19 protein-coding genes are annotated in these 19350 nt (G+C 69.9%); 12 read left to right on the forward strand and 7 right to left on the reverse strand.

What is annotated here, in order from left to right; translation table 11 throughout:
• From glp to epsU, 10 genes are all read left to right on the forward strand, one after another.
• The coding region (gene glp, locus D7Y15_RS35025) for a gephyrin-like molybdotransferase Glp (protein WP_148712944.1) at window positions 1-1211 on the forward strand (1211 nt) is incomplete at its 5' end.
• Window positions 1208-2638: a formate dehydrogenase accessory sulfurtransferase FdhD gene (gene fdhD / locus D7Y15_RS35030; RefSeq protein ID WP_121755299.1), complete on the forward strand. Its 1431-nt coding sequence runs from the start codon at window positions 1208-1210 to the stop codon at window positions 2636-2638. The genes glp and fdhD, both read left to right, overlap by 4 nt.
• A gap of 302 nt (window positions 2639-2940) precedes the next feature.
• Window positions 2941-4395 (forward strand): exopolysaccharide biosynthesis polyisoprenyl-phosphate hexose-1-phosphate transferase EpsZ, encoded by a 1455-nt coding sequence (gene epsZ / locus D7Y15_RS35035; RefSeq protein ID WP_167548579.1) that lies wholly within the window; start codon window positions 2941-2943, stop codon window positions 4393-4395.
• 111 nt (window positions 4396-4506) lie between these two features.
• Window positions 4507-6060, forward strand: a complete 1554-nt coding sequence (gene wzx / locus D7Y15_RS35040) for an exopolysaccharide biosynthesis flippase (protein ID WP_211487074.1) — start codon at window positions 4507-4509, stop codon at window positions 6058-6060.
• Window positions 6061-6074: 14 nt separating this feature from the next.
• Complete coding sequence (gene epsY, locus D7Y15_RS35045) at window positions 6075-6710, forward strand: exopolysaccharide export protein EpsY (protein ID WP_120579625.1); 636 nt, start codon at window positions 6075-6077, stop codon at window positions 6708-6710.
• A 3-nt stretch (window positions 6711-6713) separates the two neighbouring features.
• On the forward strand, window positions 6714-8036 hold the full coding sequence (gene epsX / locus D7Y15_RS35050; RefSeq protein WP_121755300.1) for an exopolysaccharide export protein EpsX: 1323 nt from the start codon (window positions 6714-6716) through the stop codon (window positions 8034-8036).
• Between the two features lie 10 nt (window positions 8037-8046).
• Window positions 8047-8223, forward strand: coding sequence for a hypothetical protein (locus D7Y15_RS45395; protein ID WP_014400807.1), 177 nt, complete (start codon window positions 8047-8049; stop codon window positions 8221-8223).
• Between the two features lie 23 nt (window positions 8224-8246).
• Entirely contained in the window at window positions 8247-8654 is a 408-nt protein-coding gene (epsW, locus tag D7Y15_RS35055; RefSeq protein ID WP_121755301.1) for an exopolysaccharide biosynthesis response regulator EpsW, read from the forward strand.
• The gene (gene epsV, locus D7Y15_RS35060; protein ID WP_120579628.1) at window positions 8651-10150 is read left to right on the forward strand and encodes a PCP family exopolysaccharide biosynthesis protein EpsV; all 1500 of its coding nucleotides are present in this window, start codon (window positions 8651-8653) and stop codon (window positions 10148-10150) included. Before epsW ends, epsV begins: the two co-directional genes overlap by 4 nt.
• A gap of 55 nt (window positions 10151-10205) precedes the next feature.
• Entirely contained in the window at window positions 10206-11417 is a 1212-nt protein-coding gene (gene epsU / locus D7Y15_RS35065; RefSeq protein ID WP_121755302.1) for an exopolysaccharide biosynthesis GT2 family glycosyltransferase EpsU, read from the forward strand.
• Window positions 11418-11489: 72 nt separating this feature from the next.
• Here the strand turns inward: epsU and D7Y15_RS35070 are convergent, their stop codons facing one another.
• From D7Y15_RS35070 to D7Y15_RS35080, 3 genes are read right to left on the reverse strand one after another with little or no spacing between them, the layout of a single operon-like run.
• Window positions 11490-11996 carry a MerR family DNA-binding protein gene (locus D7Y15_RS35070; RefSeq protein ID WP_158629178.1) on the reverse strand — a complete coding sequence of 169 codons (507 nt, stop codon included), beginning with the start codon at window positions 11994-11996 and terminating at the stop codon, window positions 11490-11492.
• Window positions 11971-12411 (reverse strand): hypothetical protein, encoded by a 441-nt coding sequence (locus D7Y15_RS35075; RefSeq protein WP_121755304.1) that lies wholly within the window; start codon window positions 12409-12411, stop codon window positions 11971-11973. Before D7Y15_RS35075 ends, D7Y15_RS35070 begins: the two co-directional genes overlap by 26 nt.
• Window positions 12412-12460: 49 nt before the next feature.
• Entirely contained in the window at window positions 12461-12892 is a 432-nt protein-coding gene (locus D7Y15_RS35080) for a hypothetical protein (protein WP_121755305.1), read from the reverse strand.
• 295 nt (window positions 12893-13187) lie between these two features.
• On the opposite strand from D7Y15_RS35080, the gene D7Y15_RS35085 reads away from it, so the two are divergent.
• Window positions 13188-14114 (forward strand): lipopolysaccharide assembly protein LapB, encoded by a 927-nt coding sequence (locus D7Y15_RS35085; protein WP_148712945.1) that lies wholly within the window; start codon window positions 13188-13190, stop codon window positions 14112-14114.
• A gap of 64 nt (window positions 14115-14178) precedes the next feature.
• On the opposite strand, the gene epsH is transcribed toward D7Y15_RS35085, so the two are convergent.
• Window positions 14179-15489, reverse strand: a complete 1311-nt coding sequence (gene epsH / locus D7Y15_RS35090) for an exopolysaccharide biosynthesis glycosyltransferase EpsH (protein ID WP_121755307.1) — start codon at window positions 15487-15489, stop codon at window positions 14179-14181.
• Window positions 15490-15544: 55 nt separating this feature from the next.
• Between epsH and wzy the strand changes: the two genes are divergently transcribed.
• On the forward strand, window positions 15545-17110 hold the full coding sequence (wzy, locus tag D7Y15_RS35095) for an exopolysaccharide repeat unit polymerase (RefSeq protein WP_121755308.1): 1566 nt from the start codon (window positions 15545-15547) through the stop codon (window positions 17108-17110).
• On the opposite strand, the gene D7Y15_RS35100 is transcribed toward wzy, so the two are convergent.
• The 3 genes from D7Y15_RS35100 to D7Y15_RS35110 form a co-directional block, all read right to left on the reverse strand.
• The gene (locus D7Y15_RS35100; protein WP_121755309.1) at window positions 17107-17562 is read right to left on the reverse strand and encodes a hypothetical protein; all 456 of its coding nucleotides are present in this window, start codon (window positions 17560-17562) and stop codon (window positions 17107-17109) included. The two genes, wzy and D7Y15_RS35100, sit on opposite strands and share 4 nt — an antisense overlap.
• Window positions 17563-18198 carry a hypothetical protein gene (locus D7Y15_RS35105; protein WP_121755310.1) on the reverse strand — a complete coding sequence of 212 codons (636 nt, stop codon included), beginning with the start codon at window positions 18196-18198 and terminating at the stop codon, window positions 17563-17565.
• An 81-nt stretch (window positions 18199-18279) separates the two neighbouring features.
• The coding region (locus D7Y15_RS35110) for a cation diffusion facilitator family transporter (protein WP_233605211.1) at window positions 18280-19350 on the reverse strand (1071 nt) is incomplete at its 5' end.

A 19350-nucleotide genomic window follows, 5' to 3' on the forward strand; every position in this document is an offset into this window, starting at 1 on the left:
ATGCCATTCTGCCCGCGGCCCCCGCCCGGCTTCCCTTGATGGAAGCCCATGGCCGGTTCCTCGCCGCTGGCATCGTCGCGTCACGCGCGCTGCCCGGCTGCGACAACTCCGCCATGGACGGGTGGGCCGTGCGCGCCGAGGAGACCCGGGGCGCCAACCGCGACCGCCCCGCGCGCCTGCGCGTCGTCGACACCGTCTACGCCGGCCACCTCCCGCGCCGCGCCCTCCAGCCCGGCGAGGCCGCGCGCGTCTTCACCGGCGCCCCCCTCTCCCCCGGCGCTAACGCCGTCGTCCGCCAGGAGGCCGCGCGCCCCACCGACGACGGCTCCCACGTGGACCTCTTCGTCTCCGTCGCCCCCGGCCATGACCTGCGCCGCGCTGGCGAAGAGGTGATGCCCGGCACTCCGCTGTTCCCCGCCGGCCAGCGCGTGGACGCCACCGTGCTCGGCGTGCTCGCGTCGCTGGGTGAAGCCACCGCGCTCGTGCGCCCAGCGCCGCGCGTCGCTGTCATCGCCACCGGCGACGAGCTCGTTCCCCCCGGCCAGCCCGCGCGACCCCACCAGGTCTTCGAGAGCAACCGCATCCTCGTGGCGGCACTGGCCCGCGAGGCCGGCGCGGACGTCACGCACCTGGCCCGCTCGCGCGATGACGAAGCGGAGCTGCACGCCCAGCTGGAGCAGCTCGCGCCTCAGGTCGACGTGCTCATCACCACCGGCGGCGCGTCCGTGGGCGACAAGGACTGCGTGAAGCGCGTCCTCACCCGGATGGGCGCGCGCTTCCTCGTGGACGGCGTCGCGCTCAAGCCCGGCAAGCCCGTGGCCGTGGCCCGCCTGGGCTCCACCGCCGTCGTCGTGCTGCCCGGCAACCCCGGCGCCGCCACCGTCGCGTTCGACCAGTTCGCGCGGCCCCTCCTCTTCAAGCACCAGGGCGTCATCGAACAGCGCCGCGTCACCCGCGCCCGCCTCTCCGAGCCCCGCCACAAGCAGGCCGGCCTCACCTACCTCGTCACCGTCTCGGCGCTCGAAGCGCGCGAGGACAGCGTTGAACCGTGGGCCCGCCTGCGTCCCCAGGGCGCCGGACAGATTCTGCAGAACGTGGCCGCCCGGGGCTGGGCCGTGCTCCCCGCCGGTCGCGCCGACTTCGCCCAGGGCGAGTCCGTGGACGTGCAGCTCTTCGACGCACCGGACTTCCACGCCGTGGAGGCCGTATGAAGCCGCCTCCCGCGCTCGCCCTCATCGGCCACTCCGGCGCCGGCAAGACGACGCTCCTGGAGCGCCTGCTGCCGGAGCTGGCCTCGCGCGGCCTGCGCGTCGCGTACGTGAAGCACTCCTCGGATGCGCACCCGCTCCACCGCCCGGGCAGCGACACCGCGCGCCTGGACGCCGCGGGCGCCGCGCTCACCGGCCTCTCCACGCCGGACGGCACGCAGCTCACCACGCGGCAGCCCCTGTCCCCTTCGCTCCTCGCGCGAGACGCGGGCCGCGTGGATCTGGTGCTCGTGGAGGGCTGGAAGGACGGCCCCCTCCCGAAGCTGGAGGTGTGGCGCGAGGGCCTGGAATCCCCGCTCGCTGCCTCCCGCCCCGACGTGCTCGCCCTGGTGACGGACGCGCCCACGCTTCCGTCCACCGTGGCCTCGCGCCCGCGCGTGCCGGCCACCGCCACCGCCGTCGCGGACCTCCTCACCGCGTGGCTGCGTGATCAATCCGCGACATCCAAGGTCTCTCGCCCAGAGCCGCGCGGCGTCACCCACCGCCCCGTGCGCCGCTTCGACGGAGACACGCTCCGTGCGGCCGAGGATGACCGCGTGGCCGTGGAGGAGCCCCTGGAGATCCGCGTGAATGGCGACCCCGTCGCCACCACCATGCGGACCCCCGGGCATGATCGCGAGCTGGCGGTGGGTTTTCTCTTCGCCGAAGGCATCCTCAACGACCGTGACGACCTGGGCAGCCTGTTCCACTGCGGCCACCCCGGCGAGGAAGGGTACGGCAACGTGCTGGAGGTCGTTCCCGCCGCCGGTGCCGTGCTCGACCTGGAGCGCGTGGAGGCCACCCGCCGCGGCACCCTCACCACCTCCGCCTGTGGCGTGTGCGGCCGCCGCGACGTGGACGACCTGATGGCCACGTGCGCCCCCGTCGCTCCAGGCCCCGTCCTCTCCGCCCACACCGTGGCCCGCGCCACCGAACGCCTGCGCGACATCCAGCACACGTTTGAACACACCGGTGGAGTGCACGCCGCCGCCGCGCTGGATGCCCATGGCGAGCTGCTCGCCTCCTATGAGGACGTGGGCCGCCACAACGCCGTGGACAAGGTGGTGGGCGCCCTGGTCCTGGCCGGCGCCGTGCGCGCCCCGCTCCGGTTGCCCACACCGCCCTTCCCCGCCGCCCCCACGGTCCTGGCCGTCAGCGGCCGCGCCAGCTTCGAAATCGTCCAGAAGGCCGCCCGCGCCCGCATCCCCGTCGTGGTCAGCGTGTCCGCCGCCAGCTCCCTGGCCATCGACCTGGCCCTGCGTGCTGGCGTGACGCTCGCCGCGTTCTCAAGGAACGGCCGCTGCAACGTCTACACCGGGACAGAGCGCCTGGAGACCCACTCTCAACCTCCGGGAATTCCTCATGACTTCCGCCATGACGCATCTCGGTAGGAGCGCAGGCACCCGACTGTCAGACGGGCATCGTACATGCAGTCGGCGGGCGCAGCCGGCGGCTTTGGGGTCCAGGTGGGATCCAAGGGACCCATTGGACCTCAATGTCCATGGACGCGAACTCACACCCGACGGCTGGGATGGGTGTCCAAGTTTTTACCTGTTGTCATGTATTTCTTGCTGAGCAGTGGTTGCGCCGCGACGCACTATTTGGCAATCTTGCATTTCCTCCTGGTTAAACTTTTCTAGTCTAGACGGTATCCTCTGCAAGAGCCGAACGTGAGCAGAGGGGGGTGGACACGATGAGCAGTGCGACTGCAAGCGCCGAGGTCAAGGCTTCCGGGGTGCCGGCCGCGGCCGAGGTCACCGATCCGCCGCGCCTGGCCCCTGGCTTCGCGGCGAAGCTGAACCTCACCGTGGATGTGGCGCTGCTGGTGGCGGTGCTGCTGGGCTCCGCCTGGATGCGCGGCGGGCTGACGTTCCCCATGAGCTGGGAGCTGCCCAGCATGGTGCTGACGGCGGTGCTGGTGTGGCTCATCACGGGCACGGCGCTGTGCCTGTACGACTCGCGCTTCGCCGAGCGCAGCAAGCTGGACCACGTGGCGCTGGTGTCCGTCACCACGCTGGCGGTGGTGACCATCCAGGCGGTGCTGGAGCTGGCGATGCCCACCGCGGCCCACGTGGGCCTGGCGCCGCTGCTCTTCATCTTCTGGCCGGTGGCGCTGCTCCTGCGCCTGGGCGTCTTCCGCCAGGTGGCCTCGCAGGAGGCCCCCACGGAGGAGGTGCTCATCGTGGGCACCGGCGCCATGGGCCGCTACACGGGCGAGGACCTGCTCAAGCGCGGCCGTCACAAGATCCTGGGCTACGTGCGCTTCCCCGCGGACCACGCCTCTGGCGACAGCCTGCCGGCGGACGTGCTGGGGCCCGCGGACGAGTTGGAGCGCCTGCTGCGCACGCTGCCCGTCAGCGAGGTCTACATCGCGGGCAACACGCTCAAGCAGGGCGAGTCCATGCAGGCGGCCATCAAGCTGGCGGAGCGCTTCGGCGTGCCGTTCGCGCTGCCGGCGCACTCGTTCCGCCTGGACCGCGCCCGCCCGGTGGACTCCCGCGCGGTGGCGGACGGCTACCTGCACTTCGCCGCGGTGGCGCCCAAGCCGCACCAGATGGCCATGAAGCGCCTGTTCGACATCGCCGTGTCCGCGGTGGCGCTGTGGGCCCTGCTGCCGCTGTTCGCGGTGGTGGCCGCCTGCATCAAGCTCACCTCGCGCGGCCCCATCTTCTTCAAGCAGCTGCGCACCGGGCAGCACGGCAAGCCGTTCTACATGCTGAAGTTCCGCTCCATGGTGGTGAACGCGGAGGAGCTCAAGGAGCGGCTGGCCGCGCAGAACGAGCAGACCGGCCCCGTCTTCAAGATGAAGAACGACCCGCGCATCACCGGCATCGGTCGTTTCATCCGCAAGTTCTCCATCGACGAACTGCCCCAGTTCCTCAACGTGCTCCGCGGTGAGATGAGCATCGTGGGCCCGCGCCCGCCGGTGCCCAGCGAGGTGGCGAAGTACGAGACGTGGCAGCGCCGCCGCCTGTCCGTGCGCCCGGGCCTCACCTGCATCTGGCAGGTGTCCGGCCGCAACCAGATCTCCTTCGAGCAGTGGATGTACCTGGACATGCAGTACATCGACCACTGGAGCCTCACCGGCGACCTGCGGCTGCTCCTGCAGACGGTGCCCGTGGTCATCACCGGTCGCGGAGCAAGCTAGCAACCGGGGTGTCATTCCGGGCCCGGCGTTGACGCGCCGGGCCCGTTCGTCTTTCCATGGGGCGGGCCTTCCTCCCCTGGTGTGCAGCAGCCCCGAAGGCCCGCGTCATCCATGACCGTGAACAGTCCGACCTCCCCCTCCGCTGAAGCCGACGACGGCGCCCGTGCGAACGAAGTGCGCGGCGCGGTCCGCAGCACCATCCAGCTCGGAGGCTCGCTGATGGTGACGTACGCCATCGCGCTGGGCATCCGCGCGCTGATGCCGCGCTACCTGGGGCCGGAGGCGTTCGGCTACTTCAACTGGTCGGAGGCGTTCGCCGCCACGTTCTTCGTGGCCACGAACCTGGGCCTGGAGACGTACATCCGGAAGGAAGTCCCCGTCCGGCCGGAGCACGCGAGCGACTTCTTTGGCACCACGATGCTCCTGCGCCTGGGGATGACGCTCATCCTGATGGTGGCGCTGGCGCTGGTGCTCCACCACACCGGCGAGCCTCCGGAGGTGCAGCACCTGGTGCAGTGGTTCGCGGTGGCCCAGTCGCTCATGGTCATCAACGCGTCCATGGCCGCGCTGCTGCACTCCAAGGGCAAGGTCGCGGGCCTGTCCGTCTCCAACGTCATCACCAAGATTGTGTGGGGCGGCGGCCTGGCGCTGATGGCCGCGTTCGGCGTGAGCCTGCAGTGGCTGGCCGTGCCCATGGTGCTGTCGGAGGCGGTGAAGCTCCTCATCAGCTGGAAGCTGGCGAAGGAGCACCTGGGGCTGAAGTTCCGCGTCGACCTGACGGCGACGAAGAAGGTGATGAAGGCGTGCCTGCCGTTCTTCCTCACCGCTGCGGCGCTGGCGTGCAACGGGCGCACGGACATGACGCTGTTGGGCAAGCTCGCGTCGAAGGAGGAGGTGGGCTGGTACGGCGGTGCGTTCAGCATCGCGGGGCTCACGTTCCTCATCTCCCCCATCTTCGGCTGGGTGCTGATGCCCATGATGTCGCGCGCGGCGGCCCGCTCGCCCGCGGAGCTGTCGAACCTGACGCGCCGCTCGCTGGAGGGCGTGCTCGCGTTCACCGTGCCGGTGATGATGGCCATGGTGCTGGGCGCGGACCTGTGGGTGCGCCTGATGTGCGGCCCCGGCTTCGAGCCCGCGGCGCTGCCCCTGCGTGTGCTGTCCCCCATCTTCGTGATGGCCTACGTCACCATGGTCAGCAGCATCTGGCTGACCATGTCCAACAAGGAGTGGTGGGTGACGCTGGCGGCCACCATGGGCGCGGTGGTGAACCCCATCCTCAACCTGATGCTCATCCCGTGGCTGTTCCGGCGCATCGGCCCGTCCGGCGGCGCCACCGCCACGGCGCTCTCCATGTTCTTCACGGAGGTCATCGTCACGGTGCTCTTCCTCAGCCGCATGGGGAGGAACTCCTTCGACCGGCGCTCCCTCCTCATGGTGGCCAAGACGGCCGCGGTGTGCGTGGGCTGCGTGGTCCTGGACCGGGTGCTGTCCGGAGCGGGCATGCAGGCGTGGCCCCGGCTGGGGCTGACGGCCTCCGCCTACGTGGCGGGCGTGCTGGGCACCGGCGCCGTGCGTCCCTCGGAGCTGCTCCAGGTCGTGCGCATGGCGAAGCAGCGCGGTGGTAATGGTGCCGAGGTGGCCGTGCCGGCCGCCCCCGCCGCGTGAGGAACTCTCAGGCCATGCCTTCCCGCCCGTCCCGATTCCGCGGTCCCGTCTCCCGCGCGCTCGCGTGCGCCGGGTTGCTCCTCCTGGCCCCCGCGTGCAGCGGCCTGGGCCAGTACACCTGGGTGAACGACTACCAGGAGAAGCCCACCGAGTCGGACGCCGCCTACCGCATCGTCCCCGGCGACGTGCTCAACGTGAAGGTGTTCGGCCAGGAGGCGCTCACCACGCGCGCCAAGGTGCGCGAGGACGGCAACATCAGCCTCACCTTCCTGGACGACGTGGAGGCCGCGGGCCACTCGCCGGCCCTGTTGGCGCAGCAGATCCAGACGCGGCTCAAGGACTTCATCAACCACCCCGTGGTCACGGTGTCGCTGGAGGAAGCGCGCCCCATGTCCGTGACGATGCTGGGGGAAGTCGCCAACGTGGGCGCGCACGTGCTGGACCCGGGCGCGACGCTGCTCCAGGCGCTGGGCGCCGCCGGCAGCTTCACCGACTACGCCCACCGCGACCGCATCTTCGTGCTGCGCCGGGACGACCCGCAGGCGGAGCAGCCCACGCGCATCCGCGTGCGCTACGAGGACATCATCCGCGGCGAAGGCCGCGCGGCCGCCTTCCGCCTGCGCCCCGGCGACGTGGTGGTGGTGGAGTAACCCGTGCTGGACGCGGCCCTCGCGAGCCTGTGGCTGGAGGTGGCCTCCGCCTCCGTGAAGTACGGCGCCTCGGCCCGCGTGGACACCCGCGCGCGCTCCATGGACGCGCAGGCCGCGGGGGAGGCCGTGTCCCCCCTGGCGGCGGACATGGACATCGTCCCCACCGTGAGCCTGAAGTACGACGACGGCAGCGCGGTGGCGCAGGTGGAGTACGCGCCGCGCATCTCCTTCCGTGAGGCCACCACCAACCCGCGCACCGAGGTGCAGCACGTGGGGCGGCTGTTGGGGGACTGGCGTCCCTCGCGCGGGCTCACCCTGCACGGCACCCAGGAGTTCGTGCTGGGACAGGTGAACCTCTTCACCAACCTGCCCCTGGGCGGCAGCCTGGACGACGACCCGGCGGTGCCCGGGGACACGCCGGCCCTCCCCATCCAGCCCCTGCCGGAGGGCGTGGACACGGTGTTCTTCCTGTCCTCGCTGACGACGCTGGCGGCGGAGACGGTGTGGCTGGGCCCGGGCTGGCGGCTTTCCGGCAGCGCGGGCTTCTCCGCCAGCGGCGGCCTGGACGACACGGCGAAGGAGGCGGTGCCCTTCCAGTACGGCCCTCGCGCGCAGCTGTCCCTGGGGAACTCCCCCGCGCCCCGGCACACGCTCTCCACCACGCTGGCGTACTCGGACTCGCGCTTCTCCACCGGCGCTCGCGCCACCGTGACCACGCTCACTGGCGGCTGGACGCACCGGTTGGATCGGCGCACGGCGGTGGAGGCCGGGGTGGGCGTGGGCGTGGCGTACTCCGTGCGCGCGACGGAGGACGACCCCACGGATGACCCGGACGTGCCCGGAGTCACCCCGTCATCCACCTTGTCAGGTGGGCGGCGGCTGACGACCTTCCAGGTCGGGGGCGCGCCCGTGGAGGATCCGCCGCAGCGCCTGGAGCTGCTCCCGGATCTGACGCTGGCGGTGTCCCACCGGGTGCCGTCGCGGACGGCGGACTTCAACGGCCGGCTCGCCGCGCGGGTGACGCCCTTCGTGGATCGGCTGACGGGGCTCGTCTACCCGCGGGCTGACCTGACGTTGAACGGCACCTGGGCGCTGAGCCCGCGCTTCCGGTTCTCCGGGACGGGAGGCGGTGCTTTCGCGGTAGGCGGAGCCGTGGGGGACCGGCAGGTGGTGGGCGGTGTGGGCGCGGGTTGGACGGTGAACCGGTGGATGACCCTGGAGGTGGACACCCGCGCGGCATGGACTCGCTCGCCCGACGTGGAGGCGGCCCGTACGGTGTGGTCCGCGACGCTGGGACTGACGGTCCAGAAAACGGGTATCCTCTGAGGCTCCCGCCATGGCGAAGCTCATCCTCCTGTCCGTCCTCGTTGCCACCATCGCGCTGCCCGGAGCGGCCGCGCGCGATGCGCATCCCTGGCGGGGGATGAAGAAGGCCATCTTGTGGGTGGCCCTCTTCAACATGGCGTACGCATATGGCGTGCTCGTCCTCGTTCCCAGGTACGGGTTCGGGTGAGGGAAGGAAAGGCGTCAGACGTGATGGAGCTCCAACAGCTCACCGTCCTCCTCGTGGAGGACTCTCCGATGTTCCGCGTCATGCTGCGTGACATGCTCGAGCAGATGGGCGTGAAGAACGTGGTGGAGCAGCCCAACGGCAAGGCCGCCATGGAGTACCTGGCGAGCGGCGAGCTCAAGCCGGACCTCGTGTGTCTGGACCTGACGTTGCCGGACGTGTCCGGCTACGACGTCTGCGAGCACATCCGCCGCACGCCCGCCATCGCGCACGTGCCGGTGTTGATGGTGTCCGCGCGCAACCTGCCGGAGGACAAGGCCTACGCGGAAGAGGCCGGCGCCAACGGCTACCTGGGCAAGCCCTTCACGCCCGAGGAGCTGGAGAAGCGCGTGCGCCACGTGCTCAAGTCCGCGGCGCCCCGGGGCAACGCGTGACGACGCCGGCCCCACGCACGCCTCGCTCCGCCCCGCCCCCGCCGTACGTCCCCGAGCGCGAGGAGACCAACGCGCCGGCGGACCTCATCGACTGGGGCTTCCTGTTCGACGGGCTGGGCTTCGTGCGCAGGGCCATCTTCCGGCACTGGTTCCTGGGGCTGTGCATCGTCGCGGTGATGGCGGGGCTGGGTTCGGCGGCGGCGAAGCTGATGCCGCGCAAGTACCACGTCGAGACGCGGATGCTGACGTACCGCAACCTCATCATCTCCTCGTTGGTGAACCCGGGCCGGTCCATCCCGGTGGAGGCGGATCAACCCACGCGCGCCGCGTGGGAGATGGTGCTCAGCCGCGGCAACCTCAAGTCCGTGGTGAAGAACGCGAAGCTCATCGAGTACTGGGACCACATGCGGTCGCCCCTCAGCCGCATGAAGGAGCAGTACCTGAAGAAGGCTCCGCCTCCCATGACGGACGAGGAGAAGGAGGAGGCGCTCATCGCGATGCTGGAGACCAGCCTCATCGTGATGGCGGAGGGCGGCAGCGGCACGGTCACCATCGGGGTGGACTGGAGCGACCCGCAGATGGCCTTCAACATCGTGGAGGCCGCGGCGCAGAACTTCCTCGACATGCGCCATGACTCGGAGATGGGCGCCATCTCCGAGTCCGTGAACATCCTCCAGGGCCAGGTGGCCAACGAGGCCGCGAACATCAAGCAGGCCATCGCGGACCTGGAGCGCGCGGTGCGGGCCGCGGATGCGCGCCGCAAGAAGAAGGAAGCGGACCCCAAGCAGGCCAGCGCGCGGCAGGCGCTCCTGGCGACGGACCACGCGCTCGCGCAGCTGAAGTTCCTGGTGCAGGCCAAGCGCCGCGCCATCCGCGACGTGGAGGAGTTCCGCGGCCGCCGCCTCACGGAGCTGCGCTCGCAGCTGGCGGAGCAGCGGGTCGTGTTCTCTCCGCAGCACCCGGTGATTGTCGACCTGGAGCAGCGCGTGGCGACGATGCAGGCGGACTCGCCGCAGCTGACGTCCCTGCGCTCCGAGGAGCAGTCGCTCATCCAGGAGTACCTGCGCATGGGCGGCACGGACGTGGACTCCACGACCGAGGGCACGAGCCTGGCGGCGGGCTTCGGTGCCCCCATGGCGGGCGCGATGCTGGGCACGCCGGATGATCCGGAGGTGGCGGTGGCCACGGACCGGATGCGCATGGTGGTGATGCGGCACCAGGAGAAGCTGCGCCGGTTGGACCAGGCGCAGACGGAGCTGGAGATCTCCAAAGTCTCCATGAAGCACCGCTACAGCGTGCTGTTGCCGGCGCTCTTCCCGGAGAAGCCGTCCAAGCCGAACCCGAAGCTCATCGCCATCGCGGGCGTGGTGGGCGGGGTGGCGCTGGCGGTGTTCGCGGCGGTGGCGTTGGACATCCTGCGCCGCCGGGTCCTGGAGAAGTGGCAAGTGGAGCGGCTGCTCAAGTTGCCGGTGCTGGCGGAGCTGGAACGGCGCTGAAGGTTCGTGCGCTCGGCCGTCCTTCGGATGGCGCGAGCGCGGGGGTGACACTGTCGTGACGGTCTGGACCTGGGTGGACGTGGCGCTGTGCGTGGGACTGCTGCCGGTGGTGGTGGGCTGCGGCTACCTGCTGCTCCTGACGCTGTTGTCGGGGCGCAAGGCGGCGCCGGTGCCGCCGTCGCCGGCGGTGCGGAAGTTCGACGTCATCATCCCCTCGCACAACGAGGAGCTGGGCATTGCCCGGACGGTGGCGAACCTGTCCGCGGTGGACTACCCGGCGCACCTGCGGCGCATCATCGTGGTGGCGGACAACTGCTCCGACGCGACGGCCCAGAAGGCGCGGGAGGCGGGCGCCACGGTGCTGGAGCGCCAGGACGCGGAGAAGCGCGGCAAGGGCTACGCGCTGGCGCACGCCTTCGAGCACAGCCAGCGTGACGGCTTCGCGGACGCGGTGGTGGTGGTGGACGCGGACACGGTGGTGTCCGCGAACCTGCTGCACGCCTTCGCCCGCCGGCTGGAGGACGGGGCGCACGGCGCGCAGGCGCACTACGGCGTGATGAACCCCACGGCGTCGTGGCGCACGCGGCTGATGACCATCGCGCTGGGGATGTTCCACCGCGTGCGCTCCATGGGGCGCGAGCGGATGGGCGTGTCCTGCGGCCTGCGCGGCAACGGCATGTGCTTCACGCACGCGGTGCTGAAGCAGGTGCCGCACGACGCGTTCAGCGTGGTGGAGGACCTGGAGTACGGCATCCGCCTGGCTCGCGCGGGGCACCGCGTGCACTACGCCTGGGAGGCGGAGGTGCTGGGCGAGATGGTCACTGCGGAGAAGCAGAGCCGCTCGCAGCGTCAGCGCTGGGAGGGCGGCCGCGCGCAGATGCGCAAGCTGCACGGGTGGCCGCTGCTCAGCGACGCGTTGAAGCAGAAGAGCGGGCTCCTGCTGGACCTGTCCATGGACGTGCTGGTGCCGCCCCTGAGCCAGCTGGTGCTGGCGACGGTGGCGGGCTCGGTGCTGGCGACCGGCGTGGTGTGGCTGTCCGGAGGCACGGCGGTGGCGGCGTCGGCGCTGGCGTCGTTCGGCCTGATGTCGCTGTCGCTGTACGTGCTGCGCGGCTGGTGGGTGTCCGGCGTGGGGGCTCGCGGTCTGCTGGACCTGGCGTGGGCGCCCTTCTACGTGGTGTGGAAGGTGTGGCTGATGGTGCGAGGCCCCGGCGCGGAGAAGCGCGGCGAGTGGGTGCGCACCACGCGTGAGGCGGAGCGGCGGTAACGCGCGTCCGCTCGGTGGGTCCGGGCGCAGGGGTCTCCCCTGCGTACCGTGGACCCCGGGCTTTGGACGCGTTCAGCCGGTCCGCGCCTTGGGCGCCGGCCGCCGGGCCTTGGTGGTGGAGGACGCGGCCTGGGCCTTGCGCTTCGCTGGATGCGCGGGTGCGCCGAGCGACGCCTGGATGGGGCACACGGTGTCCGGAGGGCAGAAGCCTTCGGCCATCAGGGTGGTGATGGCGCGGCGCATGCGGCGCAGGTCGTCGATGCGCGCGTCGATGGCCTGGACCTTCGCTTCGGCGAAGCGGGCCACGTCGCGAGTGGGAGTGCCGCGCCGGTCGGTGAGGGCGAGCACGGCGGAGACCTCCTTCAACGTGAAGCCCAGCTCTTGCGAGCGTCGGATGAAGCGCACGCGGATGGCGGCGTCCGGGCCGTAGAGGCGCTGGCCGCTCTCGCTGCGGTCCATGGGCAGGAGCAACTTGCGGCGCTCGTAGAAGCGCAGCGTGGACAGCTTCACGCCGGATTCACGGGCGAGCGCGCCGATGCGCAAAGGAGCTGCTTCAACGGGCCGTCGCGGGGATGCCACCACGCCACCTCCTGGCGCCGAGGATGGCACCGCCCTGCGCGAACATCCACGCCAGCTCCAGTACGAGGAACACGACGAGCACCCGCGTCGCGCCCTGCGTGAGCGACCACGCCATCCAGGTGGAGAACAGCGCCCGGCCCGCGGTGTCCACGGCACCGTTGAACGCGGTGGGCTGAACGAGCCGCACGACGGACCACAGCGTCACGATGGTGCCGAACAGGGCTACGAAGAACAGGTGCGTGGACGTGAACGCGGGGAGCGGCTCACCACCCAGGCCCAATGCATGGTGCACGGACCGGATGCTCGCGAGCACGGCGTCCGCGGTCCACGGCGTGGCGAAGGGGATGGTGACGAAGAAGTCGTACAGCGCGCTGACGAAGACGACTCGGCGAAGCAGGGACGGTTCAGGGCTCATGCGAAGGACGCTAACCCCTGCACCAAGGTGCAGAGGCAAGGGCCTCCGCTCAGGTCCCCGTCGCGGGAGCCGCCGCACGACTCCGCGCACCGAGCAGGAGCGCGCCCTGCACGAACATGCCCGCGGCCTCCATCACGAGGAACACGCCGAGCACCTGAGATGCCCCCTGCGTGAGCGCCAGCACCATCCACGCGGAGACGAGTCCCCGGCCCACCGTGTCGATGGCGCCATGCAGCGCGGTGGGCTGGAGGACGCGAACCAGCGCCCAGATGACGGCGAGCACGCCGAAGAGGGCGACGAAGAACACGTGCACGGGCGTGAAGGCCGGCATGGCCTCACCGCCCAGCGTCAGGCCCTCGTGCGCCCACTGCATGACGCCCACCATCGCTTCCGCCGTCCACGGTGTGGCGAACGGGAGCGTGACGCACAGGTCGTACACCGCGAAGCCACGGACGACGCGACGAAGCAGGGAAGAGCTCATGCCTGGAACCCTATCCCCCGCCGCCCACGGGAAGCCCCTTGAAGAGGACCTCCAGGTCCGTTGGCAAAGGCCTTCAGCAATCACAGTCTGGTGGACGGAGAGTGCTGACAAGCAATGACTGAAAGTCACCATCCGGCTTGATTACAAATAACATCACTGAAAGAGTCGGCGCGCTCCGCGGGGCACTGCCCGTGAGCAAGGCGCATCCCAGTGCGGAGAATTTCCATTTATGTCTTTCCTGCGTTCGAGCACGCTTGCCGTCGCGGTCCTCCTGACGTCTGCCTGTGCGTCTTCCGTGGATCTGAAGCGTCAGCAGTCTCCCTTCTATGAACTCAAGTCGAGCGCGCCGGGCCTGTCACTGGTGAGCGTTGACACGACGAATGTCGACAACTCGAGCGGCATGGACGCCGCGACCCTGAACGCCGCGGTGAAGGCCGCCGTGGAGTCGTACGTCACGGGGCAGCAGCCGAAGTACGCCTTCTCCGACGCGACAAGCTCCGGGGCCAAGGCGGACTTCAATGTCGGCTTCAAGGACGGCGCGATCCTGCCCTCGCCCACGGCCACCTTCAGCGCGATTCCGCAGGACATGGCGACGCCCCTGGTGTCCGCCATCTACGTCATGCAGGCGAAGAGCTCCCAGACGAGCGGTGGCAACACCCTGATGAGCATCACCCTGGCGTTCTCCACGGTGACGAAGGACGGCAAGGAAGTGAAGACGGAGATCGTCGCCAGCGAGGCCGAGGGCAAGACGCCCGGTCGCCCCAGGCTGAGCATCACGCCGGACGCCGGCTCCTTCCCCTCGGTGTACTGGTCGGCGCAGGGGGTGATTCCCGGCGCGCTCCAGAGCACGGACTTCCTGCCCAGCGACGGCGGTGAGCTCTTCAAGCGCGTGCTGGCGGACGCGGTCGGCTACCACTACTTCCCCCTCTTCGGCCACGAGCTGTCGGAGCGCTACACGCTCATTTCGGATGGCGGGCTGAAGGAAGGCGCGGACGCGGCGAAGGCGGGCAACTGGGATGCCGCCATCACGTCATGGGAGAAGGCGTCCGGCGCTGACGCCAAGGCCCACTACAATCTGGCGGTCGCGTACATGGCCAAGGGTGACGACGCCAAGGCCCAGGAGTCGCTGTCCAAGGTCTCGGATGTGCCCCAGGCGCAGGACCTGGCCAACGCGATGAAGACGCGCGCGGCCTACAAGAAGATCATCGACGCCCAGCCGTAACCTCCGGTGTCCCCTCGGAGGCGTTCAAGGGGCTCCTCGCATGAGGGGCCCCTTCCCGCGGACCTCAGTCCGCCAGCGGCATGCCGAAGTCCGGCTGGCCGCGCTCGCCGGACACCCAGCGATACACCTCCAGCACCTGCTCCGCCTTCGCCTTCCACGTGAAGTGCTTGAGGATGCGCGCCCGTGCGCGCTCGCCCATGGGGCCAATCACGGACGGATCCGCGACCAGCTTCTCCAGGACTCCTCGCACGCGCTCCACAATCTCCCGCGGCGTGCCCATGGGAATGGCGAAGCCCGTGGACGGACTGACGATCTCTCCCGGACCGCCGTAGTCCATCACGATGGGCACCAGCCCCAGCGCCATCGCCTCCGCCACCACCGCGCCGCCGAACTCGCGCACGCTCGGGAAACCGAAGATGTGGTTCTTCGACAGGCGGCCCTGCAGCTCCTGGTGCTTCACCCAGCCCGCGAACGTCACGCCGTTCTCCAGGCCGCCCCTCGCCACCTGCGCGCGCAGGTTCTGCATCTCCGCGCCGTCGCCGATGAGCTCCACCTGCAGCTTGCCCTCGCGCACCAGCGGCGCCGCCGCGTCGATGAGCATCGCCATGCCCTTGTACGGCACGAAGCGCCCCACGAACGCCACCCGCAGCGGCTCGCCCGGCTTCGGCGGCTCCGCCTTGGACGCGCCGAACCGCCGCACGTCGATGGCGTTCTCCGGGATGTAGACCACCTTGTCCTGGTACTCCTGCGACAGCTGCGCCCGCGTCGCCCGCGAGCCCATCATCAGCGCCGCCGCGTTCTGCCGCGTCGACTTGTAGAAGGGCATCAGCTTGTAGACGTCCCGGATGTAGCTCAGCCACTCGCGCTCACGCACGCGCGCGTCGCCGAAGCCCTTGGGCCACGGCAGGCCGCCGTTCATGGGGCCCATGATGAAGGGCACCCCGGCGTCCGCGCACCGCGCCGCCAACGTGCTGGGCGTCGTGGGGCTGATGGGCGTGTAGCGGTGCACCACGTCGAATTCCTTCGCGCGGATGCGGTCCCCGAAGCGCCGCCAGAGCAGCTCCTCGAAGTAGTAGTACGGCAGCACGCTCAGGGCCGTGGCCGTCGTCCAGCCCACGCCCGCCTTGCCGCGCAGCAGCTCGCCCACCTTGTCCAGCGGACGCTCCACCGGCGTGGAGTCCAGGGCCGTGAAGTCCTTCCCCTCCACCAGCCCCTGCTTGAGGATGTTCTCGCGGTTGCGGACCTGGGTGACCAGGTGCACATCCGCCACCTCGGCGAGCGCCCTTGCCAGGGACCAGCCTTCCAGGGGGACGCTCACCCAGTCTGGGTTGCACAGCTCAGCAATCAGGAGGACGCGGGGTCGGGTGCCAGCCATACGCCTTCGCATCTATCCCAACCCGGGCCCGGGATATAGCCTCCCCCTCGCTCGAATGGCCTTCAAACCCTCGCCCGCCGCCTGGCTCCAGTACATCGTCATGGTCGTGGGCCTGGGCGCCGTCACCCTGGGTGCGGCCGCCGTGGGTAACGGGGACCCCATTGTCACCATGGCGCCCGTGCTGGCGCTCACGGTGGGGTGGGTCATCATCAAGGTGCCGCTGCGCTACCTGGCCATCACGGTGCTCTACCTGGTGCTCGCGGTGGACTACACACCCGAGCGCCCCCAGTCGATGTTCTGGCCGTCGCCGCTCTTCCCCCTGGGGAAGCTGCTCTTCACGCAGATGCACGAGCTGGTGGGCATTGGAGCCCTGCGCTTCCCGCTCATCGACGGGCTCATCATCGGCGCCATCGTCATCGGCATCGTCCGGCGGGCCACGAAGTCCAAGATTGATCCGCCGGTGGTGCCCATCCCCCGGCCGCTGGCGGTGGTGCTGGCGATTTCGTTCTTCTCCATCATGTGGATGGAGGTGTGGGGCATCGCGCGGGGCGGGGACATCAAGAACTCGCTCTGGCAGTGGCACCAGGCGGCGGTGCTCCCGCTGGTGGGGATGATGTACCACTACAGCCTGCGCGGGCCGGAGGACTGGCCCCTGGTGGCGAAGACCATCATCGCGGCGGCGCTCACCAAGTCCGCGGTGAGCACCTACTTCGCCCTGGTCATCATCCCGGCCCAGCACCTGGAGGTGGAGTACACGACCTGCCACTCGGACTCGATGACGTTCATCTTCGCCATCAGCGTGTGCATCATGCGCTGGCTGGAGCGGCCCAGGTCCGGCCACGCCATCCGAGGCCTCATCATCATCATCCTGGTGTTCATCGGGATGTTCTTCAACGACCGCCGGCTCGCGTACGTGAGCCTCGTGGGCGGGCTGGCCGCGGCGTACCTCTTCAACCCGTGGACGCCGCTGAAGAAGTTCATCACGCGAGGGCTCATCGCGTGCTCGCCGCTGCTGGTCGTGTACTTCCTGGCCGGGTGGAGCTCCAGCAGCAGCATCTTCAAGCCGGTGGCGACCTTCCGCTCCATCATCGAGGGTCAGCACGCCGAAGGAGAGCTGGACTACCGCGACATCGAGAACCTCAACCTCATCGCGACCTGGAACACGAACCCCGTGTTCGGCACGGGCTACGGGCACGAGTTCCTGGAGCCCTACCCGCTGCCCAACATCGCGTTCGTGTTCCCCACGTACCGCTTCCACCCGCACAACTCGCTGTTGGGCCTGCTGGCCTTCGGCGGGTGGTTCGGGTTCACGGGCGTGTGGATGTACCTGGTGGTGACGGTGTACCTGGCGGCGCGCGCGTACCATCGAGCGTACGCGGCGGAACATCGAACCGCGTGCCTGGTCATCGTGGGCGTGGTGGCGTCCTACCTGAACCAGGTGTTCGGAGACATGGGCATCATCTCGTACATCTGCACGTTCCAGGTCGCGGTGTGCTCGGTGCTCGCGGGCAAGCTGGCCATGGTCACCGGCGCGTGGCCGTGGCCCCAGCGGGAGAAGGTGCTGGGCCTGACGCGCGCGGCGCCGGATGAAGCGCCGCCCTCGGGTGCGACGGCGGCCTAGCGCTGGATGGACAGGATGCGCCACTGGCGCGTGTCGATGGCGTACGTGGCGCTCGCGTCCGTCACGGGCCCTTCGGAGTTGCAGACGTCCTGCCGGGGCACGAAGCGCACGAACATCACGCCCTCCGGGCCGGGCGCCGTCCACACGTCGAAGGAGTCCCGCCGGTAGAGGCACAGCTCGTCCGCGGTCGCGCCCTTGTGCGGCTTCAGGTCCAGCGGACGGAAGTCATCCATCGCCAACTGCGTCGCCACCGCCACCAGGGCGGTCGTCTGCGTGCGCCCCTCCGCGGGCAGGTCCAACGGGAACTGGAAGCGGGCCATCTCCTCGTCGGAGGCGCGCGGCGGACGGATGGGCCTCGCGAAGAGCACGCAGCCACAGAGGGGCAACGCCAGCAGCGCCGCGAGCCCGCGCTTCATCCACACCCGCCGCGATGACGAACCCTGGCGCCCCATCTAGTCCTCCACGGGCGTGATGAAGCCCGTGTCCTTGTCCGCTTCGTGGATGTACCCGATGAGCTTCCACGCCTTGCCCTGCCGCAGATAGACCTCACCCGGACGCTGCTCGCCCTTGTACGGGACCAGCTTCGTCACCGTGCATCCTGCATCAAATTGGATGCGCAGGGTCCAACGTTGTGACTGACCCCAGCGGTCCTCCTGTGACATGCCGGACGGGAACCAGGGGTGGCTGTGGAAGTCCGCCAGCGTGGACGGCAGGCCCCGGTCGTCCTTCACCACGCTGGGCACGCTGCAGCTCTTGCGGCGCAGGTCCGCGCCCACCAACGTCGTGCGTCCCAGCGGCGAGGGCCAGCTCGCGTAGTACTCCCCGCCGCCCAGCGAATAGATGAGCCCGCAGTACTCCTGGCCGTAGTCCCGCTCCCGGGCCCGGTCCATCGCCATCACCGCCGGACAGAGCTGGTCGATGACCTCGTCCACGTCCGCGGAAGGTTGGATGGCCGGCCAGGGGCCCTTGACCCAGACCCTCTCGCCCCGCTGGCCGAAGAAGACCTCCCGGCCGCTCTGGAAGTAGGACGTGCCGGCGCAGCCGACGAGCAGCGCCACGCCCACGCTCCATGCATTCCGTCCGCGCATCCCGTCTCGCCACCCTGATGAGGGGAACCGGGAAAGCGCATAGCACGGCCTAAGCAATAAAACCAGGATTCAAGGCAAAGCCTACCCGGTGCGGGCACGGAGCTCCGCGGCCTCGGCGGCGGCGGCGGTCAGGTGCTCCAGCTCCAGGTCGATGTGCTTCGCCTGCGGGATGGCGCGGCGGACCTCCGCTTCAATGGCGTCGATCTCCTCGCTCAGGGTGCGGATGAGGTGCCGGGCCGCGTCCGTCAACGCGCGCTCGCGCTCCACGCCTACAGGGGGCAGCCCCTGCGCGGGCAGGGCCTCCGCCAGCCGGGCCGCCACGAAGGACTCGCTGAAGCGCAGCTCCGCCTTGAACTGGTAGGACTCCGGCGTGAGCTGCCGCGTCTTCACGTCGTGCAGGTCCGCCAGGCTTACGCGCGCGCGCAGCAGGTCCTCGAAGCGCTGCTCCACGTCCGCCGGCACCGACCGGCCCAGCAGCAGCTCCCGGTTCTCCACCATCAGGTAGATGGCGATGAGCCCCAGCAGCACGCCCACCGTGAGCGACGCCAGCGCGTCCCACAGCGGGTTGCCCGTCACGTGCGCCAGCGCGATGCCCGCCGTCGCCAGCACCAGGCCCAGCACCGCCGCGCCGTCCTCCAGCAGGATGGCCACCGACGCCGGGTCGGCCTTCGTCCGCACGAAGCGGAAGAAGGGCTCGCCCGCGGCCTGCTTGAGGAGCCCGCGAACCGCGAACAGCAACACGCCGCCCTCGATGAGGAAGGACAGCCCCAGCACCCCGAACGTCACCGGCCCCGTCTCCGCCACGTGCGGGTGAAGGAGCGACTGGATGCCGTGGTAGACGGTCACGCCGCAGCCCACGAAAAAGATGCCGGACGCGGACAGGATGCCGAAGATGAAGCGCTCGCCGCCGTAGCCGTACGGGTGCGAGTCGTCCTCCACGCGCGCCGCCCGCTTCAACCCCAGGAACAACAACACCTGGTTGCCCGTGTCCGCCAACGAGTGGATCGCCTCCGACAGCATCGCCCCCGAGCCCGACAGGAAGAAGGCGATGAACTTGATGAGCGTGACCAACACGTTGCCGGACAGCGCGACGATGACGGCCTTGAGCGACGAAGCGGGAGCGGACATGGAGGTGCCAAACCTACCATGGGG

The sequence above is a fragment of the Corallococcus sp. AB030 genome (genome assembly GCF_003668965.1).
In the GTDB taxonomy this organism is placed as follows: domain Bacteria; phylum Myxococcota; class Myxococcia; order Myxococcales; family Myxococcaceae; genus Corallococcus; species Corallococcus exiguus.

Bases quoted from the DNA above. Each gene is read 5' to 3' on its own strand.
- fdhD (WP_121755299.1), top strand. From the start codon at position 1,208: ATGAAGCCGCCTCCCGCGCTCGCCCTCATCGGCCACTCCGGCGCCGGC.
- epsZ (WP_167548579.1), top strand. From the start codon at position 2,941: ATGAGCAGTGCGACTGCAAGCGCCGAGGTCAAGGCTTCCGGGGTGCCG.
- wzx (WP_211487074.1), top strand. From the start codon at position 4,507: ATGACCGTGAACAGTCCGACCTCCCCCTCCGCTGAAGCCGACGACGGC.
- epsY (WP_120579625.1), top strand. From the start codon at position 6,075: ATGCCTTCCCGCCCGTCCCGATTCCGCGGTCCCGTCTCCCGCGCGCTC.
- D7Y15_RS45395 (WP_014400807.1), top strand. From the start codon at position 8,047: ATGGCGAAGCTCATCCTCCTGTCCGTCCTCGTTGCCACCATCGCGCTG.
- epsW (WP_121755301.1), top strand. From the start codon at position 8,247: ATGGAGCTCCAACAGCTCACCGTCCTCCTCGTGGAGGACTCTCCGATG.
- D7Y15_RS35075 (WP_121755304.1), bottom strand. From the start codon at position 12,411: ATGAGCCCTGAACCGTCCCTGCTTCGCCGAGTCGTCTTCGTCAGCGCG.
- D7Y15_RS35080 (WP_121755305.1), bottom strand. From the start codon at position 12,892: ATGAGCTCTTCCCTGCTTCGTCGCGTCGTCCGTGGCTTCGCGGTGTAC.
- epsH (WP_121755307.1), bottom strand. From the start codon at position 15,489: ATGGCTGGCACCCGACCCCGCGTCCTCCTGATTGCTGAGCTGTGCAAC.
- wzy (WP_121755308.1), top strand. From the start codon at position 15,545: ATGGCCTTCAAACCCTCGCCCGCCGCCTGGCTCCAGTACATCGTCATG.
- D7Y15_RS35100 (WP_121755309.1), bottom strand. From the start codon at position 17,562: ATGGGGCGCCAGGGTTCGTCATCGCGGCGGGTGTGGATGAAGCGCGGG.
- D7Y15_RS35105 (WP_121755310.1), bottom strand. From the start codon at position 18,198: ATGCGCGGACGGAATGCATGGAGCGTGGGCGTGGCGCTGCTCGTCGGC.